The following is an 18461-nucleotide window of genomic DNA, read 5'->3' as shown; positions in this document are numbered from 1 at the left end:
AACTTCCCCTCTTCCTACTCTCCCACCTCTACTACGAATCTCTGATACCGAGTCATAGGGTGTTCGGCATTATCTGTTACCTCGGCAATGACATGAAGTTGGCCGAGAGAAGTATCATCTAAAGAAATGATCACTTGATTTCCCTCCCCTTTAAGAATCGCTTCTCCCTGATAGGTACCCACTTCCTGATAGATCCAGAACTTAACTTCCAATTCGTCTCCATCCGGATCAGAAGTTTCAATTTCCAGAGTCAAACTTTCTCCAGGGTTGGCTTTTACCTGATTGGGTCCAACAGCTTTGACGACAGGTGAATGGTTGGCCTCTGAATAATCCATCACACACCAATCTGCTCTGGCAGCAAAATCCTTTTGAATTGCTTCTACCCATCGGATCTGAGGATAGGTGGCATCTAGCTTCTCTGTAAATGGATTGTAATCCAATACATTTTGTCCATCTTCCCATCGGTTGGGTAACGAATCAGACTGTACCAATCTTCCTCCCCAGCCACCCCATTCGGGATGATTAAGGTTATTCAGTCCCACATTAATCAAATGCAAATAGGCCGGTGAATCCCCTTCAGAAATAAAGTCATACACCCCAAACGTACCCCATTGTGCATTTTCCAACTTGGTAGGATCTCCATGGATATGTTCATCATCTCCTTCCTGCTTTTGCCCATCTCCATAGCTGTAATATTGCTTCAATAAAGGACCATGGTTGTTGATGATTTCTTTACCCATAAATTCCCCTTCAAAAAGATAATGCTGGGATTCAGGAACCGCCCTCTTCCAATCATAAGCAAAACACCAAAACTGACTGGCATTGTAGAAAATCTTCAGATCTGGCCAATTGGGAGCAATGTATTTTCTATAGGTAGCATCCTGATCCAGAATTGCATAGATAATGGCCTTATCGATTACTTTTTGGTAAACGGCATCCCATTCCGGAGTGCCTTTATATTCATCTTCTATGGACTTCAAAGCTCGGGCAATGGTATTTGTACCACCCCAAACCTGTAGGTAGATGGGGGCCATCTCATCATCCAATAATTTTGCTTTAACAAAATCCGACCCCTCAGTATCCTTTTCCATTTCCCCTTCAAAATCAATATTCCCCACTTTGACCAAGCTCCTCAAATAATCAGCTGTAGGAAAACCGGCTGCATGCTGACTCAATTTTGGGTACACCTCCTCATAAGCATCCAACAAGGGGTTCATCCACTCCACTCCTGGCCACCGGAGATCCGTTTTTGCTCCATATATATTTTTGGTCATCTCCATTTCCGATGTGAACAAGGTGCCTTTCCCATCGCCTTTATAATGCCACATGGAACTGCTATAAATCAACCCTTCAATTTGAAATTCATTTGCGTATAAAAGCATACGGATAAATGAATCCACGTCGTCAATCTCTCCATCTGTAGTGACAATCGTTCGAGGCTTTTCCGTTGTCGGAGTAGATTCCTCCGCGATCTCTGGCTTAGGGTCACAGGAAATTAACATCAAAAAAAGAGCTGAGAATACTAAAGAGTGTTTTCGCAAGAAGTTCATGGGCTTGGGGCTTAAGAAGGATCAAATTATAAAACCCGGGGATAAATACGAAATACGATCGAGGAAATAAGAAGTACGATTGAAGAAATATAATTGGCGAGTTACGAGGTACGAAAACCCACAACCGACAACCCACAACATTTATAACTCACTTATATAGGTTTCAGAAAACAATAAGTTTGAAATACGAAGTACGAGCGACGAAGTACGAGAACCGACAACACACAACTCACAACATTTTCAACTTAATAAAACGAGATTGCCACGCCTTCCTTCCCTAAACCTCTGCAATGGCTCGCAATGACGGTAAAACCAAAAACTCACAACCCAAAACTTTCCAAGTGTCTCCAAAAACTGATAAAGTCCGGCTTCTGGAGAAGCAGGACAACGAAGAAGGAACCGACAACCAACAACCCACAAGCACGACAACATTTCCAACTTTTTAACACCTCCCTTCCAAGAACAATAAGTTTGAAATACGAAGGACGATCGACGAAGTACGAAAACCTCCAACCTCCCTACTTCCACCCTCCAAACCTCTCACTTCCCAACTTCTTACAAAACCATTTCCGATAATCCCCAATTTCCAGTAGTTTAATAGATAGATAAAATTCACAATGAACCTGAAGATTCTAAGTCTTTTTTTAACCCTAATACTTTTTTATTCCTGCACTCCTGATCTTCCGGAAGAAGTGCAAGTAGCCTTTGATGAATTGCCGGAAACCTTGGATTTCAATATTCATGTCAAACCCATCTTATCGGACAAGTGCTTTGCTTGCCATGGCCCAGACCTTGCCGCACAAAAAGCAGGTTTAAGTCTTCATACCCCAGAAATGGCTTTCGTTGACTTGCCCAATTCCCCTGGCAAAAAAGCCATTACGCCTGGGAATCTTCGAAAGAGCGAACTATTTCACCGGATTATTTCTGAGGATGATGAGTTTAAAATGCCATCGCTGGAATCCAATCTAACTTTGTCCGCAAAGGAAAAAGCAATCCTGATTAAGTGGATCGAAGATGGCGCAGTGTATAAAGAACATTGGGCATTTATCAAGCCCGAGAAACATAGTCCACCGAGTGTAAAAAATGAAAACTGGGTCAAAAACCCTATCGACCAATTTGTCCTTTACAAACTTGAAGAAGAAGGAATTACTCCTTCTCCAGAGGCGGATAAAGAAACTTTATTAAGAAGATTAAGTCTGGATCTAATCGGGTTGCCTCCCAGCAAATCTGAAATCGAAACCTTTCTCGCTGACAATTCTGAAAATGCCTATCAAAAGCAGGTAGAACGACTCCTTGAATCCGATCATTACGGGGAGAAAATGGCCTTCCATTGGATGGATATCGCCCGATTTGCAGATACGCATGGCTATACGGTGGATCGCTATCGAGATGCTTCCCCTTACCGGGATTGGGTGATCAATGCCTTTAATTCCAACCTACCCTACGATCAATTCATTACCGATCAACTCGCAGGCGACCTGCTTCCCAATCCTACCAAGGATCAACTTATTGCTACGGCTTTCAATCGCATTCATCCCCAAAACATGGAGGGAGGAATAGTCGAGGAAGAATTTCGTGTGGAATATGTAGTGGATCGAACAAGTACCATGGCACAGGCATTTTTAGCTTTGACGGTTGGTTGCGCCAGATGTCATGATCATAAATACGATCCCATCACCCAGAAAAACTTCTACGAACTCAGCAGTTTTTTCAACAAAGTGGATGAAGCAGGCCAAATATCATGGGACGATGCGATGCCTGTTCCCACCATGCTGCTGACTGATGACAAAAAAGATCAGATGCTGGATTATCTGCAATCCCTGCAAAAGAAAGAAGAGGAATCACTTGAAGAGGTGATTGAAGCTGAAGAAAAAGCTTTTACAAATTGGTTGAATTCAAAAGCTTATCAAAAAGATGCAACACGGGAATTCCCAGCCAGTCAAATCGCTTATTATTCCTTTGAATCATCGATCCAAAATAAACTTAACCCAGCCCAGAAAGGATCCATGGAGAGCAGTGAGGTAAAAAACCAACCTCCCAACTATGTAGATGGAGTCCGAGGGAAAGGCATCAAACTGAATGGGGATATGTGGCTTGAACTCGGAGGTCCCGGCGCATTTTCAAAATCCGAACCTTTTTCAGTCAGCATCTGGGTCAATATTCCAAAATCCTTAACCACTGGAGCCATTTTCCATAGCGGTTCGGGTGCAGTTCTTTACAACTGGCGGGGATATCACCTCAGCCTAAAAGACAACAAACTGGAAGTTTTGATGGCGCATTCCGCTCCTTACAATGCCATTACCAAGCTCAGCGAAAGTGATATCCCCAGAGATGAATGGATCAATCTAACCCTCACGTATGATGGTTCGGCCAAGGCTAAAGGTTTGCATGTTTATCTGAATGGAAAACCATTCTCCACCATCACCACCCATGACAATCTTTACAAGGATATTCTTCTTGCAGGAAATCAGCCAGGTTTGCAAGTGGGAGCCGTCTGGAGAGGGAAAGGGATTAAAGGTGCGATAGCGGATGAGGTTAGTATTTATGATCAGGAACTTTCCCAACCCGAAATTCTACAGATCTACAATCGAGACCAATACAAAGCTTTACTTAGTAAGAATCCGGAAAATTTGAGTTCCGATGAAAAGGCTCAACTCAAATCCTTCTATCTAAACAACCATTCTATTCCCTATCAAGCAAAACTTAAATCCTTGATTGCTTTCAGAAAAGCTTATGCGGATTCGGTAGAAAATATCCCTGAAATGATGATCATGCAGGATATGGAAGAGCCAAGACCTACTTACATCCTGACCCGAGGAGAATACAATAATCACGGGGAGGAGGTTTTTCCAAATACCCCGGAAAGCGTCCTTCCTATGCCGGAGAACTTGCCAAAAAACAGATTGGGTTTGGCGAAATGGACTACTTCTCCCGAGAATCCCCTTACGGCTCGGGTGGCAGTGAATCGCTTTTGGCAGAATTACTTCGGAAGGGGTTTGGTTGCTACTTCAGCAGATTTTGGGAATCAGGGACAACTGCCCTCGCATCCGGAATTGCTGGATTGGCTGGCAAATAAGTTTCTGGAATCGGGGTGGGATGTGAAAGCCATGCAACGCCTGATTGTCACTTCTGCGACTTATCGTCAAGCCTCAATAATGAGCAAGGAATTGGAGGAGAAAGATCCGGATAATGTCTTACTGGCAAGAGGGCCTTCGGTACGTTTGCCCGGCGAATTGATCCGTGATAATGCGCTTTTTGCATCGGGATTGCTGAATCCAAAAATCGGTGGAAAAAGTGTCTACCCCTACCAGCCAGAAGGATTGTGGCGGGTAAATTCTGCCACTTACGTTCAGGACAAAGGAGAAAACCTTTATCGCAGAAGTTTGTATACTGTCTGGAAGCGATCGGTGCATAACCCTACCCTATCCATGTTTGATGCGCCGGATCATAGCGAATCCATCAGCAAAAGACAGGAAACAAACACGCCCCTGCAAGCGCTTGCTTTGCTTAACGACCCTACTTTCCTGGAGGCTTCAAAAGTCTTGGGGGAACAGATGGCTGGGTATTCAAAGATTTCCGAAGCCATTCAGGATACTTTTCAAAAGTTGACCGGAAGAAAACCCCTACCGACTGAACTGGAAATACTGCTGGAATTACGGGAAAGCGAGTTTCAAAAATTCACCGAAGACAAAGAAAAACTGAAAGGCTGGCTGAGTGCCGGGGAATATGAAATCAACACTAAGTTAGATCCAACCCAGGTGGCCGCCAACGCAGTGGTCGCCTCGGTGATTATCAATTCAGATGCTGCCATAACCAAACGATAACCATGAGTCTACACCACCATGACGCTCCTTTAAGATCGAGCAATGCAGATCTACAGGAAATAGAAAAGAAGATGGACAGAAGGAGATTTCTGACTAAAACTTCTTTGGGGATAGGCTCCATGGCTTTGGGTTCCCTGATGGGAATGGAGAAAATCTTCGGACAAAACACTCCTCCTATTCCAGCAGCAACAAATCCTTCCATGGGATTGGGTCATTTACCACATTTTGTACCCAAGGCCAAGCGGGTGATTTATCTCTTTCAAGCCGGAGGACCCTCGCAACTGGATTTATACGATTACAAACCAAAGCTCCGGGATCTACACGGGCAGGAGCTTCCCGATTCGGTGCGTGACGGACAGAGACTAACAGGCATGAGTGCCGATCAAAGTTCCTTTCCCATGACTTCCTCCGCCTTTAATTTTAAGCAATACGGAGAAAGCCGGGCTTGGGTGAGTGAACTGATGCCACATACGGCCGAGGTGGTCGATGAGCTTTGCTTTATCAAAAGCTTGCAGACCAGCCAGATCAATCATGATCCTGCCATTACTTTTTTCCAGACGGGGCACCAACTTCCCGGTAGGCCTTCCATGGGTTCCTGGCTGAGCTATGGCTTGGGTTCGGATAATGAAAACCTCCCCGCATTTATCGTGATGATTTCCAAAGATGCCGTGCGGGATCAACCCCTTTATGCCAAGCTTTGGGGAAATGGTTTCCTTCCTTCCCAGCATCAGGGGATTCAGTTCCGCTCCGGAAAAGACCCCGTGCTGTATCTGGGAAATCCTGAAAACTATGATGGAAATGACCGCCGGGAAATGCTCGACTACCTCAAATCACTCAATGAAGTGCAGCTCGATACCTATGGAGATCCGGAGATCAATGCCCGCATTGCACAGTATGAGATGGCTTTCCGCATGCAAACTTCCGTGCCCGAGGTGACTGATATGTCCAAGGAACCGAACTGGGTCTACGAGATGTATGGCGAAGAAAGCCGTGATCCGGGCACCTATGCCGCCAACTGTCTGATGGCCAGAAAGCTGATCGAGAACGATGTGAAATTCGTGCAACTCTACCATCAGGGCTGGGATCATCATGGCAGCCTTCCGAATGGAATAAGAAACCAGTGTCAAAAAACAGATCAGGCCACCGCTGCCTTGATCAAAGACCTCAAACAGCGAGGCTTGCTCGAAGACACCTTGGTGGTCTGGGGTGGAGAATTCGGTAGAACCGTGTACTCTCAGGGCACCCTCTCACCGGATAATTATGGACGCGACCATCATCCCAGATGCTTTACCAAATGGATGGCAGGAGCTGGCGTAAAGCCCGGTTTTAGCTATGGGGAGACCGATGACTTCGGCTACAATGTGGTCAAAGACCCAGTAAGCGTACACGACCTACAAGCCACCATGCTACACCTATTCGGCATCGATCACGAGCGACTTACCTTCAAGCATCTAGGCAGAAGATACCGACTGACAGATGTAGAAGGGGAAGTAGTAAAGGGAATTTTGTCCTAAATAAATAAGCGATTTGGAAGGAATATACCCAGTAATGGTTATGTAAGGGAATACAATAATTGGAACTATAAACAGATCATTATGTGTCTAAGCGTAATTTAAATCTACGCCCAACTATTCATGCCATGCCATTTAGCAGTCAAATTATCCAGCTAAATCCAAACTGTAATTTCTGAGTTCCTGAGCGCCATAAAGAGATTCTTAAAATTTGAACTCAGGAATTCTTACATTCCAAATTAAAAAACTTCGAATCAAAAGAATTACTTCACACACTTTTCTCCGACCTCAACTAGCGTAAAATCAGCTTAGTAAAATTTGCCAAAATTGTATAGCGCATTGGGATTTTTTCAGTATCAACTTAAACCAATAATCAAGAACTTTAATAAGGTATTAGAAATCGAAATAGTAAAGTATAACTATTAAGACTTATTTATGAAAAAACTTATTCTAATTTTCGCACTCCTCTTTTCTGCTTTTTATGAGCTAATCGCTCAAAACCAGGACACCAAGTTTTTAATTGAAGAATACATACAGCAAAGTGAAAGGCAGAAAAAGACTGCTATAATCATGATGGGAGCAGGTGTAGGAGCGACTGCTCTTGGCATACTGTTAGCTACTACTGCTACTAGTTGGGATAGTCCAGCTTTTGGAGGAGGTGGTATTCTCGCTTTAGCAGGATCGGCATCTACTGTTATTGGAATAGCAATTTTAGTCAGTTCCGCTTCAAATGCCCGAAAAGCTGGAAAATTGAGTTTGGAATTAAGTTCTACAAGAGTTATCAATTCGGAAGTCACCCCTCAGATGATTTACCCCTCTTTAAAATTTTCTGTTCCTCTTAACTCCTCAAAACGATGAAAAATATAGCCATAGCATTATTTCTCATTGGAATTATTTTCCAATCCAGAGCTCAATCAGAAAGACTGGAAAACCCACAAGTGAGTTTAATGGAAAAAAGTGACCATCAATACACAGCAGGCTGGATTTTTCTTGGGACTGGTACAGCGTTTATAGTAGCGGCACGAGCTATACCTACAAAATATGATTATTATGATGGCTCAAGCAACCAAACGTTTCTTTCAGTTTTAGGCTGGACGGGTTCCATTGCAATAATTACAAGCATACCCCTTTTTTTAAGTGCTGGCAAAAATGCAAGGTTAGCAGCCAAACTATCACTTCAAAATCACACGCTGTATCAACCTATACCTCTTGATCATCCTCTGCCTAATTTTCCTTCCTTAAGCTTGAAAATCCCACTATGAAGATTAATAGGAGTAGCAAGATTCAAACCATCAATCCCTATCTGGGTGTAGTCAGATCCGCTATCTAAGCGTAGTTTTTTAATATTATCCGAGATTTGTAATTCCGACCAGCCACTCACGAAAACCTAATCGTATGCTTAAAAGGCGTGAAACCCGTCAGGTACACCGTAGGTGTGGACATTCGAGGCAAGGCTCCGCGTAGTTGGACACCTTTGTGTTCTGCCAGTCCAGGCCCAAAGGTCAGCGTGTCGCCTTTTAGCGTATAAGTTCCTACTTCGCCTGTGTTAAGGAGGTAGGAGTCATTTTCAGCATTTAAAATCACCACATTTTTGAATTCCCCTCCTTCTCGGAAAATAAGTTCTATCGAAACCGGAACGTTATCGGTACCCATGATTTCGATGTCACATTCCACTCCGCCGTTGCTTTCCCTAATTCGAGCCCTCGAGGTGAGGTACTGTATTTCACTTTGTTCTCGATTACTTTGGGGCATTTTTTCCCAATCGCCACCTGGGTCAATGGAGTCTTTGGGGTAGGGTTGATAATAGGGCCCAGCAAGTTTCTGTTCCATGACGTAATCCTTGCCTTCCTGCCGGATCTCGCCACCTTGGAATTGTCCTTTTCCAAAAAAGGAAGCTGAAAAGCGAATGCCCTGCAACACAGCATTACCGGAATGAAAAGTCAGGAAAGTTGGATTTTGGGAAATAACAGTGGCATCCCAGTTCCCTCTCCGGATGCGAACCAGACCCGAGTACGGAAATGCTTTGGCGTAGCTCGTCGGCAAAGAATTGGGCTTGGGTAATTCCCGCCATAGGGATATATCTTCCAGAAAATAAGATAATTGGGAGACGGATTTCTCTAGAACTGTAGCCTCGATTTCTTTACAGATTGCCGAAAAAATGCCATTCTGATCCTTTAAGGCCATAAAACGGTAGGGGTAGTAATAGCCCTCCATAGTACCAACTGCGGCCTTATCCTGTCTGCCAGAGGCATCAGTGGCTATCTCACCGTTGGGATGGATATAGTACGTTGTCATCATCAGATTTCTACGCACAAACTCGTACAGTTCCGGCTTTTTTGCGCCCTTGGCGATGGTAATAAGCACTCGATCAGTGAGTGGTGAATAGATAAGGGTACTTTTCTCGTTGTACTGTCCATCGGGATCCATGTCGATATGCTCGCCCAGCCATTCGTCGATTCGAGCTACGTAGCGCGGATTGGGCCAAACCTCGTTCAGCTTTGTCAATGCCGCCGATACTACCCAGCGGTGATTGGGCGTATGAATACCCCCAACGATCAGGCATTCACCAGCCCTTTGCAAAAAAGTTTTTAGGAGTTCCAACTGAGTGGAGTATCTATTACCATCTTCCCTCAAGACAATTATGTACACTGGCACCAGCCATTTGACTATAAAACCCGTGTCAGGTGTAGAATGAAAATTAGTAGAAAGTAGGTCGATGGTACCATCGGAATGCTGAATTTTCAGGAGGTAGTTTATTGCTTCTTCAAGTTCTTTGGCTATGGTTTCGGAACGATAGTACCTGCTCTCAGAACTCGCTAGAGCGCAACCCGCCGTACGGATATATGCTACCGTAGAATGCGCATTGGGGATTTCTGCTCCGTCTAGGAAGCCACCGTAAGCCGGACTTTTACTATCAGAAACCCGGTATCTACGTTGCCGATCAAGCTGATTGTCATTGGCTTTGATTAATCTTTCCAGCCATTCAGGCTTGCTTTCATCTTTCGCGCTGGAGGGAAAAGCCATCGAAGTTAACATCGGAGCGGCACAAAAAGCTACCGAACCATATTTGACAAATTCTCTTCGTTTCATAGATCGTAAAGCTGAAAAGGTTTTGGGTTATTGCTTACCTAAACTTATGGATTAAAATGCCGGATATCAAAAGTCGAAATTGCTCTTTTTTCCTCTGTCTGAGTGTAGTCAGATCGGTTTAGCACTGGGTGATGTTAGATCCCCCCGTCTGGGCTTAGTCAAATGGTTTTTAGGATTGGGTGTTACTCAGTATAGTATTAAGGAATAACCACAACCTAATTTTTTTTTAAAAAAGATTCCTATTATCAGCAATAATCAACCTCAATCATTCCTCCTTCTCCGAAAAAATCGGCCTACTGGCCAATCGAATCGAACTCGACCTAAGACCGGATTTTCTGGTCCGACGGCACCTACACGCTTCTGTGATACCCACAAAAATTGGGTGCGCCTTTGCGCCCCCCAATTCATATTTCACCTATCATCACGAAGCTCCATACTTCATCAGTAACAGTTTCCCGTGCCGATTATGCCTTTGTTATAATTGTCGAACGTCAAGGCTATTTCGAGCATCTGGGTACGGATTGGACTGCTCTTGGGTAATGCTGCGACCTGCGCAGGTGTGTAGGTGTTGAACAGCGAAATCGCAGTGTTGTATTCTGCTGAGACCGCCGACTGATCAGCACCGCCAAGTATGTTCAGCGAAGTCGCCATGAACTGGTGAGCGAATTGGTAATAAACATTCCCAGAGGGCGGCGTGTTGAATGCCTCATACCAAGTCTGACCACTGAGGAAGAACACTGTGCTCGCACCGCTCGGTAACAGGGCCCAGGTATCATCATAAGGGGCAGGACCGAACTCGGAGTGCGTCTTCCAGTATCCCTGGGTCAGCGCACACTCATTGCTCGGCGGCAACTCGCAGCGGATGCTTACTTCCGCGGAGGCCTCAAGGTCAGTGTTGGCCCCATCAAGGTATGCGGAGTTGATATAATTCTCGGTGTAAACTCCGTCGACGTACAGGCTCTGGTCGTCCGGGCAGGTGAAGGTTTCCGGGAAGACCTTGACCGTAGTCTCGGAGATCAACTCAGAGTAGTTAACCCTTGGATCGCTCAATGTGACCTCGTCGTCACCGATGACGTTCACCGACCAGGTGAAGCCCTCTGTCGTGGAGTTTCCACCGACGTCCGAGGTCACGGTGGCTGAGTTCTCCGTGGCGCTAGCGTCCAACGGCGAGGCCGAGTAGGCGCAGGAGACGGAGCCACCGGCAGACACCGTACCAGTGTTGTCATTAGTCCCGGGGCATACGATTATGGCTGCAGTGCCATCATTCAATACGTCGGAAAGGGTGAAAGGCACATCGAAATCGTTCGGGTTGGTGACCGTGATGAGGCCGGAGACCTGGAAGTTGTCCTCGACAGTGATTTTGGTGGCCGTTACTGTCCAGTTGGAGAGAAACTGGTCACCGGGGGCGCCGGTGTGACTGCCCTGGCTCACGGTCTTGTTCAGCTCCCAACTCACCGTCCGGTCGTAGATGGCTGCCACTGTCTTGGCTATTTCAAGACCGGGTCCTATCCGCATTTGTGTGTTTAAAATATCTTAGGCATCCCCGTCACTGAGAAGGTCTGCAGAGGAGATTTCCTGTTCGGGCTGCACATCTGTCATGCTATCTATTCCACAGGATGTCAGGAATAATATGGCGAAAAAAGGTACTAGGAGCTTTTTCATATTTTTAAAAATTTTGTTAAGAATAGATTTATTATGTATCTGAAATACATATTATAATATATAAAAAAATTAACGACTCAAGATACTAGATTAAATTCATGAATCTCTTCCCTGTCAGTTTGTAGTTAGATATTTCTTGCCACAGGGGGGGGGGATTAATTTTCTGGCTTTCCACATTTTTAATCTAAAATACCTTATACGTACCCTTTCTAATCAAAGCAAACGATTCCGTAGTATTGGTAAAACTCAAGCGCCCTCTTTGCTTTGCATTTGTTAAATTGGCTCATTATAACTCCTAAAATAACACTATGAAATTATCCTTATTAACTCTTTTGTTTTCAATCTCCCTGATGGTTTGCAATGCGCAGGAAAACAGACCAGGACCACAGCTTCCGCCAGAAACTGGTGAAACATTTAAAGTAGGAATTGCGGGCTTTACCTTCGTGAGATTTGACCTCGACAAGACACTGGAAACATTGAAAGCATTGGATGTACATTACCTATGCATCAAAGATTTTCATTTGCCGATGACTAGCACTGATGCTGAAATTGCAGCTTTTCATGAAAAACTAAAAGCACACGACGTCACAGGATATGCTGTCGGTCCTATCTATATGAAATCAGAAGAGCAAATAGATAAGGCATTTGAGTATGCAAAACGAGTTGGGGTAAAGCTGATCGTGGGTGTTCCTAATGTGGAACTGCTTCCATATGTAGACAAAAAAGTGAAGGAGTATGATTTTAAATTTGCCATTCATTTGCACGGGCCAGATATCAATATTTATCAGGATGCCGACGATGTCTGGAACCATACCAAAGATCTCGATCCGAGAATTGGAATGTGCCTGGACATTGGACATGACACGAGAAATGGTAAAGACCCGGTTGCGGATATGGAAAAATATCACAGCCGCGTGTTTGACATGCACATTAAGGACGTGACAGGACCATCAAAACAGGGTTATTCACTAGAAGTAGGCCGAGGTATCATAGATTTTCCTTCCATGGTGAGGATGATCAGAAAAGTGGGTTACACCGGAGTATGCAGTTTGGAACATGAGCGGAATATGGATAATCCATTTATGGGAATTGCCGAATCCCTCGGTTATTTCCGTGGAGTTATTGAAACAACCAAAGAATAAACTTCCAATAATTTTACTTCTAAGAAGGCTGTATTCTATAGAGTTCAGCCTTTTTTATTCTTAAATTCTAGCACTTAAGGTTGTTAGAATTTGCTAAAAACTTAATGATTTTACAATAAGGATGGATACTGATTATCACCTGCTATTCATATATTACTTTGGCAAAAATCACAAGAATGGGCCAGAAAAATTTAACCGTTTCAATCCTTATCATTCTAATCTTATCAAGTTGTGACCCAGTTTCAACTTTGGAGGCAAACATTTCAAATCTAACAACTGAAAACCTCACCATTGAATTTATATCGCCAGATGAAAGTTCAAGCAAAATCATACAAATGGCTTCTGGAGAAATGGAACTCTTTCAAGAAGGTTTTGATATTGGAGGAACCTACCTTGAACCTTCACTTATAGACTATGATTCTGTAGTTATTAAAAATCAAGCTGGACAGATTCTTAAGGTGTATAAAGAAAGCGATGCAGGAAAAAATATTTATACTATTAATAGTTATTGGATAGTGGATGAACCGTCCAGAAGATTTTTCAAATATTATTACGAAATAGAAAATCAAGACATTAAATAAACTCCTCAAAAGGGGTTTAGAACCTATTTCATAGGCAAGTCCTTGTCAGTTTATTGGGTAGCTTTACAAAAGCCAAAAGGGACTTTCATAAATTAGGAAATGCAGATATGAAGCGAAAAACTTTCATTAAGAGTGTATTATTCTTAGGGACATTCCCCTCTTTGCTGAGCGCAAAACCCGTTCACTTGAAGAGCACATCAATCATCAGGCTTCTGAGACATGCTACATTGATTTTGGAGATGAATGGAAAAAAATTACTAATAGACCCCATGCTTTCAGAAAAAGATGCCATGGATCCGATTAAGAATTGCGGGAATGATATAAGGATTCCTATGGTCGAGTTGCCCATTCCCAAATCAGAAATAAACACCATGATTTCTGAAGTGGACGCAATAGTGATTACCCACTTGCATCGAGACCATTGGGACGTTCCAGCAAAAGACTTTACCCCTAAAAACAAACTTATTTTTTGTTCCCCGAATGATGTGGAATCCTTGAGAAAGCAAGGCTTTGAAAATGTCCAAAGCATTGAGAATACGTTCAGTTGGCAAGGAATCGAAATTCATAGAACAAGCGGACAACATGGGACTGGAGATATTGGAAAAAGTATGGGAGCAGTTTCAGGGTTTGTTTTCAAACACCAAAAAGATTCCATCTATTTGGCTGGTGATACCATTTGGTGTGAGGAAGTGGAAAAGGTACTTACCAACCATCGTCCAAAAGCCACAATTCTAAATGCAGGAGGAGCAAAGTTCTTAACTGGTGATCCTATTACCATGACTTCCAGTGATATTGTAAAAGTTCATGAAAAGCTTCCCGATACAAAGATCATCGCAGTCCATATGGACACCATTAACCATTGTTTTGTAACGAGGGAAATTCTATCTAAAGAATTAAAATCCAAAGGTTTAGAATCCAAAATAAGGATTCCAGAAGACGGCGAATCAATTGAGGTTTAAAATGGAACAACTCTGTTAATCCGTCCTTCTATTTTTTCCAGAAAGGTATACTTGAAAAAAAAATGTTATTCGGCATTTTTAAATATAAACCAAATTATATATGACATTATAGTATACATCAAAATAAATTCGATAAATTAGTCTGGATCAACGAATATCAGCGATGCAAACACTCCAGGCAAAAAACACCTATCCTCTTACCGCTCTGTTTATAATCATTATCATCATTGGAGTGCAATGGGGCTTTTATGAGTCTTATACTAGCCAGTTTCCAAACTTCGAAAACTCCACAAACGTCATACATATTCACGGGGCCCTATTAATGGCTTGGTTGGGGTTATTGGTGGTACAACCAATGCTGATATACTTCAAAAAGCTAAAACTGCATCGAAACTTAGGTAAAGTCTCCTACCTATTAGGACCTTTGATTATCATCTCGATGTTCTTGGTAGGAAAAGGTTCCTACTGGCGCGGTGTGGATGTGATTCCTGAATCCGAAAACTTAGGTTTTATGGCGCTTGATATTCGTGGATTAGTCACGTTCGCCATTTTCTGGGCTTTGGCAATGGGTTACCGCAAAACTCCATCTGCGCATATGCGCTATATGATTGCCACCGGAATTTTGGCTATTGGTCCAGGTGTAGGCCGTGGCCTGATGTCAAGTTTTGATTTTTCAAGTTTTGCTGCTTTGACAATCACAGATGCGCTCGATCTGGTAATTGTAGGTGTATTGCTGGGTGTTGACTTAGCCAAGAAAAATAACTATAAACCTTATCTGGTCGTGTTCTTGCTTTTGCTGCTGGGTTCTGTGCTTTGGCAGATCAAAGACAGTAACTTCTGGCAATCCTCTGCAACTACCTACGTAAAACTCTTCTATTAACCCTGTCTGGTTGATGGACATTATTGTATCTAAGCATAGTTTGTCCCAACAATTGTCGCGGACTAAACCCTAATATCCACCTCAATCAAAACTATCCATCCCGAGTAACTCCTAGAATTAAGGTGATTTTCCTCCATTTCAACAAAGGTAGATCATATAGGGTTTTGGTAAATACCCCCTCCTCATACCCCCTCTCCCCAGTCTATACCCCCACCTAGGGGAGTAAAAAGAATCTAGCGAGATTCTTTTTGAATTTCCGGAGGTCCTTTTAATATCAAACGAGACTCTTTGAGTATCTCCCGAGATACTTTTTGGTTCAATGGAGATTCTTTTAGGATCTCGTTATATTCTTTTCGAATGTCGTTTGATTCTTTTTAAGGCTCACGAGATAGAATTAATATCTCGGAAGGTTCTATAAGGGTTAATGGAGAATCTTTTTATATCTCCATTAACCCAATAATAAGAGGTATTAATCAAGGTTCTGACACTACCTAATCAAATACCTTTTCAATAATTTTTGTCTTTGTTGAGCTTTCAAAAATTGTAAACTGATTAGGTGATCTTGAAAAAATTGGGCATTTGGGATCATACAAACCCTTAATGAATGGGGAATTCTATCAATTCTACCAAAAAGGAAAAGTATATTAGTAAGGAAAGTACCAACAAACTAACTGTACACCAGCCAGATAATTACCCATGATCAATTTCTTCAGAAAAATTCGTCAACATCTATTGGTTGAAAACAAGTTCACGAAATATCTACTTTATGCACTTGGTGAAATTATCCTGGTGGTAATTGGAATTTTAATTGCGTTATCCATCAATAATTGGAATGAGGAGCGAAAAATCAGGAATGCTGAAATAGAAATTCTCCGAAATTTAAAAAGCGAGTTAAATTCCAATTTGGTAGATCTTTCCACCATCAATGAACTTCATAAGGAAGAATTCGAAAATGGAATTTATCTCTTAAACCTATTTGGAACTGATATATCACATATTTCGGTCAATAAATTGGATTCCCTTACTTCTAATGTCCTTAGCGGATATTCTTTTGAGGCAAAAGATGGATATATCAAATCACTGATTTCCTCCAATAAAATCGACTATCTCAAAAACGCGGAATTGAAATCATACATCTCCTCTTTTGAATCTATGATTTTAGATGCTAATCAGGAAGATGGCTTTGTCAGGAGGCTATTAAATGAGCGTTTTTGGCCAGCAACAGATGGCAAACTGAATGCATTAAATGGTTTGGCAACTACAGGGAGGTATGAAGAATTCCCAGAAGGAACTTATCTTTCTGATTATGAATGGTTTTTCAGTAATCGTGAAATGGAAGATTTGTTAGCCAATATTGTCGCATGGAGAAAAGAGAATGTTTTGGATGAACAAGTTTTCAAAGAGAAAATAGACCGAATGATTCAGATTATCCAGGCTGAATTAAAAGATAAATAAAAATAGCTTGTACTGATAACCATGTTAAAATTCTTCAGAAAAATTCGGCAACATATGTTGGTTGAAAACAAGTTCACGAAATATCTACTTTATGCATTTGGGGAAATTATCCTGGTGGTAATTGGAATTCTAATTGCATTATCTATCAATAATTGGAATGAGGAGCGAAAAAACAACCTGGAAGAAACCGCCATCCTAGAAAGTCTGGATAAAAATTTAATTCTGGCAAAAAAACAATCCGAGGCCTTAGTTTCTGCTGAAAGGGAAACAAAGGGCGTTCTGTTAGTGGTTCTAGGGCTAGACTCAATCAAGTCAAATCTGGATGATCTTACGATTACAGATAAGATTTTCAAAGATGCTTTTTGGAATTTAGAAAATGACATACCTGTCATTAATACCTATACCGACCTCAAAAACACCAATAAACTGGGACTTATCAAGAATCAAAAGATTAAAGAAAAATTCACCAGCTTGGAAGTAAATTTAAATGAACTGAGAGGCATGCTAGAAGACCGATTAAATGTGCAACAAATTCGAATTGATGATATTGCTGAAAACGAGATCAATTTTATTCCTCTTATCAAATCAGCCATCCCCTCAATCAACATTACAAATGAAACCCAAAATGATTACAAGAGTATCCTATCCGATCAGCGCATCAGAAACCTGTTAGGTATCAAATTGAATATGACTCAAGATGTATTGGACTACCGAGTGAATTTAGACAATGACATCAGTGAGTTGACTATGCTGATCGAATCAGAATTGAAAGAAACCAATGAAAGAGGTACCAAACTATGATCAACTTCTTTAGAAAATTCCGCCAAAAATTAATATCTGAAGATGTTTCCACCTTTAAATCCGATAAAATAGTCAGGTATCTTTTTTATGCAATCGGAGAAATTTTGCTGGTCGTCATCGGAATATTGATAGCTCTTTATATCAATACCAGCCGTGAGGATTTTCTAGAAGACCAATACACCAAAAGTGTATTCGAACAAATCCACAAGGATCTTCAAAACGACAGGGTAAAGCTGGTACTTGATATTGAGAATATCGAGACTACCAATCAATTTATTCTCGATATGCTTGGAAATAAAATTCCAGATTCCTTTTATGAAAGCATCGATGCAGTCACTTATGATGACCCTAATATCAGGCCCATCCGGAGTTTATGTACTGACTTTGTGGCTTTTCTACCAAATACCAAAGGATACGATTTGCTCAAACTGCTTAATAATAAGGATTTGGTCAATGACTCATTAACCAATGACATTATCAGCTATTATTCACAGTTGGGAACTGTTCTTCCAGAATACAACAAAGTTACCGTGGAGATCTCCAAAAGAAACATTCAAGAATATAAGCAATACGATTGGTTTGAAAACTGGGCAATTGGCACGTATGACCCAGATTTTATTGAATATCTCAAGGAAAATAAAGACAACAAAAAGCGGATGGCTGAATTTTATTCCTACACTTCTGTGAACGAAACCTATTGGAAAGACCTAAAGCGAAACACTGATGAGTTGATCAACAGGATCGAGAAAAAATTAGAAACTCACTGAAGAATGTTAATAGAATTATCCAGAAAAATGATCCCTTGCCATTCTAGATATAATCATTTGAATTTCATGCCTAGAAGTATTTTTTAACTCTTCCTAGTGCTGTTTTAGCTCCAAAGATCAAATTCTCCTCCTATACGATAGAGAAACTTAAAAAACCATACACAAATATATACCACAACAATCCACCTTTTTGCTACTGAAGTAGCAGAAATTGTTAAGTAACCTCAAATAAAAATAGA

16 protein-coding genes are annotated in these 18461 nt (G+C 41.9%); 12 read left to right on the top strand and 4 right to left on the bottom strand.

The window, feature by feature from the left end; genetic code table 11:
* Positions 1-14: 14 nt before the first annotated feature.
* Positions 15-1502, bottom strand: coding sequence for a DUF1593 domain-containing protein (locus BUR11_RS17600; protein ID WP_234982193.1), 1488 nt, complete (start codon positions 1500-1502; stop codon positions 15-17).
* A 338-nt stretch (positions 1503-1840) separates the two neighbouring features.
* Here BUR11_RS17600 and BUR11_RS21215 point away from each other — a divergent pair, with 338 nt between their 5' ends.
* The 5 genes from BUR11_RS21215 (at position 1841) to BUR11_RS17580 (ending at position 8147) form a co-directional block, all read left to right on the top strand.
* Positions 1841-1996: a hypothetical protein gene (locus BUR11_RS21215; RefSeq protein WP_159439244.1), complete on the top strand. Its 156-nt coding sequence runs from the start codon at positions 1841-1843 to the stop codon at positions 1994-1996.
* A gap of 171 nt (positions 1997-2167) precedes the next feature.
* On the top strand, positions 2168-5374 hold the full coding sequence (locus BUR11_RS17595; protein ID WP_074226331.1) for a DUF1553 domain-containing protein: 3207 nt from the start codon (positions 2168-2170) through the stop codon (positions 5372-5374).
* A gap of 2 nt (positions 5375-5376) precedes the next feature.
* Positions 5377-6888, top strand: a complete 1512-nt coding sequence (locus tag BUR11_RS17590; RefSeq protein WP_074226330.1) for a DUF1501 domain-containing protein — start codon at positions 5377-5379, stop codon at positions 6886-6888.
* 432 nt (positions 6889-7320) lie between these two features.
* Positions 7321-7743 carry a hypothetical protein gene (locus tag BUR11_RS17585; RefSeq protein ID WP_074226329.1) on the top strand — a complete coding sequence of 141 codons (423 nt, stop codon included), beginning with the start codon at positions 7321-7323 and terminating at the stop codon, positions 7741-7743.
* Complete coding sequence (locus BUR11_RS17580; protein WP_074226328.1) at positions 7740-8147, top strand: hypothetical protein; 408 nt, start codon at positions 7740-7742, stop codon at positions 8145-8147. The genes BUR11_RS17585 and BUR11_RS17580 overlap by 4 nt, the downstream gene beginning before the upstream one ends.
* Positions 8148-8262: 115 nt before the next feature.
* On the opposite strand, the gene BUR11_RS17575 is transcribed toward BUR11_RS17580, so the two are convergent.
* The 3 genes from BUR11_RS17575 to BUR11_RS21380 all read right to left on the bottom strand — a co-directional run bounded on the left by BUR11_RS17575 (position 8263) and on the right by BUR11_RS21380 (position 11637).
* Positions 8263-9975 carry a hypothetical protein gene (locus tag BUR11_RS17575; RefSeq protein ID WP_074226327.1) on the bottom strand — a complete coding sequence of 571 codons (1713 nt, stop codon included), beginning with the start codon at positions 9973-9975 and terminating at the stop codon, positions 8263-8265.
* A 441-nt stretch (positions 9976-10416) separates the two neighbouring features.
* On the bottom strand, positions 10417-11454 hold the full coding sequence (locus BUR11_RS17570) for a hypothetical protein (RefSeq protein ID WP_143186070.1): 1038 nt from the start codon (positions 11452-11454) through the stop codon (positions 10417-10419).
* 54 nt (positions 11455-11508) lie between these two features.
* Entirely contained in the window at positions 11509-11637 is a 129-nt protein-coding gene (locus tag BUR11_RS21380; RefSeq protein ID WP_262481256.1) for a hypothetical protein, read from the bottom strand.
* 308 nt (positions 11638-11945) lie between these two features.
* Between BUR11_RS21380 and BUR11_RS17565 the strand changes: the two genes are divergently transcribed.
* From BUR11_RS17565 to BUR11_RS17535, 7 genes are all read left to right on the top strand, one after another.
* Entirely contained in the window at positions 11946-12779 is an 834-nt protein-coding gene (locus BUR11_RS17565) for a sugar phosphate isomerase/epimerase family protein (protein ID WP_074226325.1), read from the top strand.
* A 158-nt stretch (positions 12780-12937) separates the two neighbouring features.
* The gene (locus BUR11_RS17560; RefSeq protein WP_159439243.1) at positions 12938-13360 is read left to right on the top strand and encodes a hypothetical protein; all 423 of its coding nucleotides are present in this window, start codon (positions 12938-12940) and stop codon (positions 13358-13360) included.
* A 185-nt stretch (positions 13361-13545) separates the two neighbouring features.
* Positions 13546-14319 (top strand): MBL fold metallo-hydrolase, encoded by a 774-nt coding sequence (locus tag BUR11_RS17555; protein ID WP_074226600.1) that lies wholly within the window; start codon positions 13546-13548, stop codon positions 14317-14319.
* Between the two features lie 163 nt (positions 14320-14482).
* The gene (locus BUR11_RS17550) at positions 14483-15199 is read left to right on the top strand and encodes a hypothetical protein (protein WP_074226323.1); all 717 of its coding nucleotides are present in this window, start codon (positions 14483-14485) and stop codon (positions 15197-15199) included.
* Between the two features lie 696 nt (positions 15200-15895).
* On the top strand, positions 15896-16654 hold the full coding sequence (locus tag BUR11_RS17545) for a DUF6090 family protein (protein WP_074226322.1): 759 nt from the start codon (positions 15896-15898) through the stop codon (positions 16652-16654).
* Positions 16655-16675: 21 nt separating this feature from the next.
* Entirely contained in the window at positions 16676-17455 is a 780-nt protein-coding gene (locus BUR11_RS17540) for a DUF6090 family protein (protein WP_143186069.1), read from the top strand.
* The gene (locus BUR11_RS17535) at positions 17452-18222 is read left to right on the top strand and encodes a hypothetical protein (protein ID WP_074226320.1); all 771 of its coding nucleotides are present in this window, start codon (positions 17452-17454) and stop codon (positions 18220-18222) included. The genes BUR11_RS17540 and BUR11_RS17535 overlap by 4 nt, the downstream gene beginning before the upstream one ends.
* Positions 18223-18461 lie beyond the last annotated feature (239 nt).

Origin of the sequence: Algoriphagus halophilus, assembly GCF_900129785.1 — a bacterium.
Taxonomy (GTDB): domain Bacteria; phylum Bacteroidota; class Bacteroidia; order Cytophagales; family Cyclobacteriaceae; genus Algoriphagus; species Algoriphagus halophilus.
The sequence above is the reverse complement of the archived record's forward strand: the minus strand, read 5'-3'. Positions and strand labels throughout refer to the sequence as shown.

Excerpts from the sequence above, each read along its gene's own strand:
- BUR11_RS17600 (WP_234982193.1), bottom strand. The coding sequence starts at position 1,502 with ATGTTAATTTCCTGTGACCCTAAGCCAGAGATCGCGGAGGAATCTACT.
- BUR11_RS17580 (WP_074226328.1), top strand. The coding sequence starts at position 7,740 with ATGAAAAATATAGCCATAGCATTATTTCTCATTGGAATTATTTTCCAA.
- BUR11_RS17590 (WP_074226330.1), top strand. The coding sequence starts at position 5,377 with ATGAGTCTACACCACCATGACGCTCCTTTAAGATCGAGCAATGCAGAT.
- BUR11_RS17565 (WP_074226325.1), top strand. The coding sequence starts at position 11,946 with ATGAAATTATCCTTATTAACTCTTTTGTTTTCAATCTCCCTGATGGTT.
- BUR11_RS17545 (WP_074226322.1), top strand. The coding sequence starts at position 15,896 with ATGATCAATTTCTTCAGAAAAATTCGTCAACATCTATTGGTTGAAAAC.
- BUR11_RS17550 (WP_074226323.1), top strand. The coding sequence starts at position 14,483 with ATGCAAACACTCCAGGCAAAAAACACCTATCCTCTTACCGCTCTGTTT.
- BUR11_RS17540 (WP_143186069.1), top strand. The coding sequence starts at position 16,676 with ATGTTAAAATTCTTCAGAAAAATTCGGCAACATATGTTGGTTGAAAAC.
- BUR11_RS21380 (WP_262481256.1), bottom strand. The coding sequence starts at position 11,637 with ATGAAAAAGCTCCTAGTACCTTTTTTCGCCATATTATTCCTGACATCC.
- BUR11_RS17595 (WP_074226331.1), top strand. The coding sequence starts at position 2,168 with ATGAACCTGAAGATTCTAAGTCTTTTTTTAACCCTAATACTTTTTTAT.
- BUR11_RS17585 (WP_074226329.1), top strand. The coding sequence starts at position 7,321 with ATGAAAAAACTTATTCTAATTTTCGCACTCCTCTTTTCTGCTTTTTAT.
- BUR11_RS17535 (WP_074226320.1), top strand. The coding sequence starts at position 17,452 with ATGATCAACTTCTTTAGAAAATTCCGCCAAAAATTAATATCTGAAGAT.
- BUR11_RS17575 (WP_074226327.1), bottom strand. The coding sequence starts at position 9,975 with ATGAAACGAAGAGAATTTGTCAAATATGGTTCGGTAGCTTTTTGTGCC.
- BUR11_RS21215 (WP_159439244.1), top strand. The coding sequence starts at position 1,841 with ATGGCTCGCAATGACGGTAAAACCAAAAACTCACAACCCAAAACTTTC.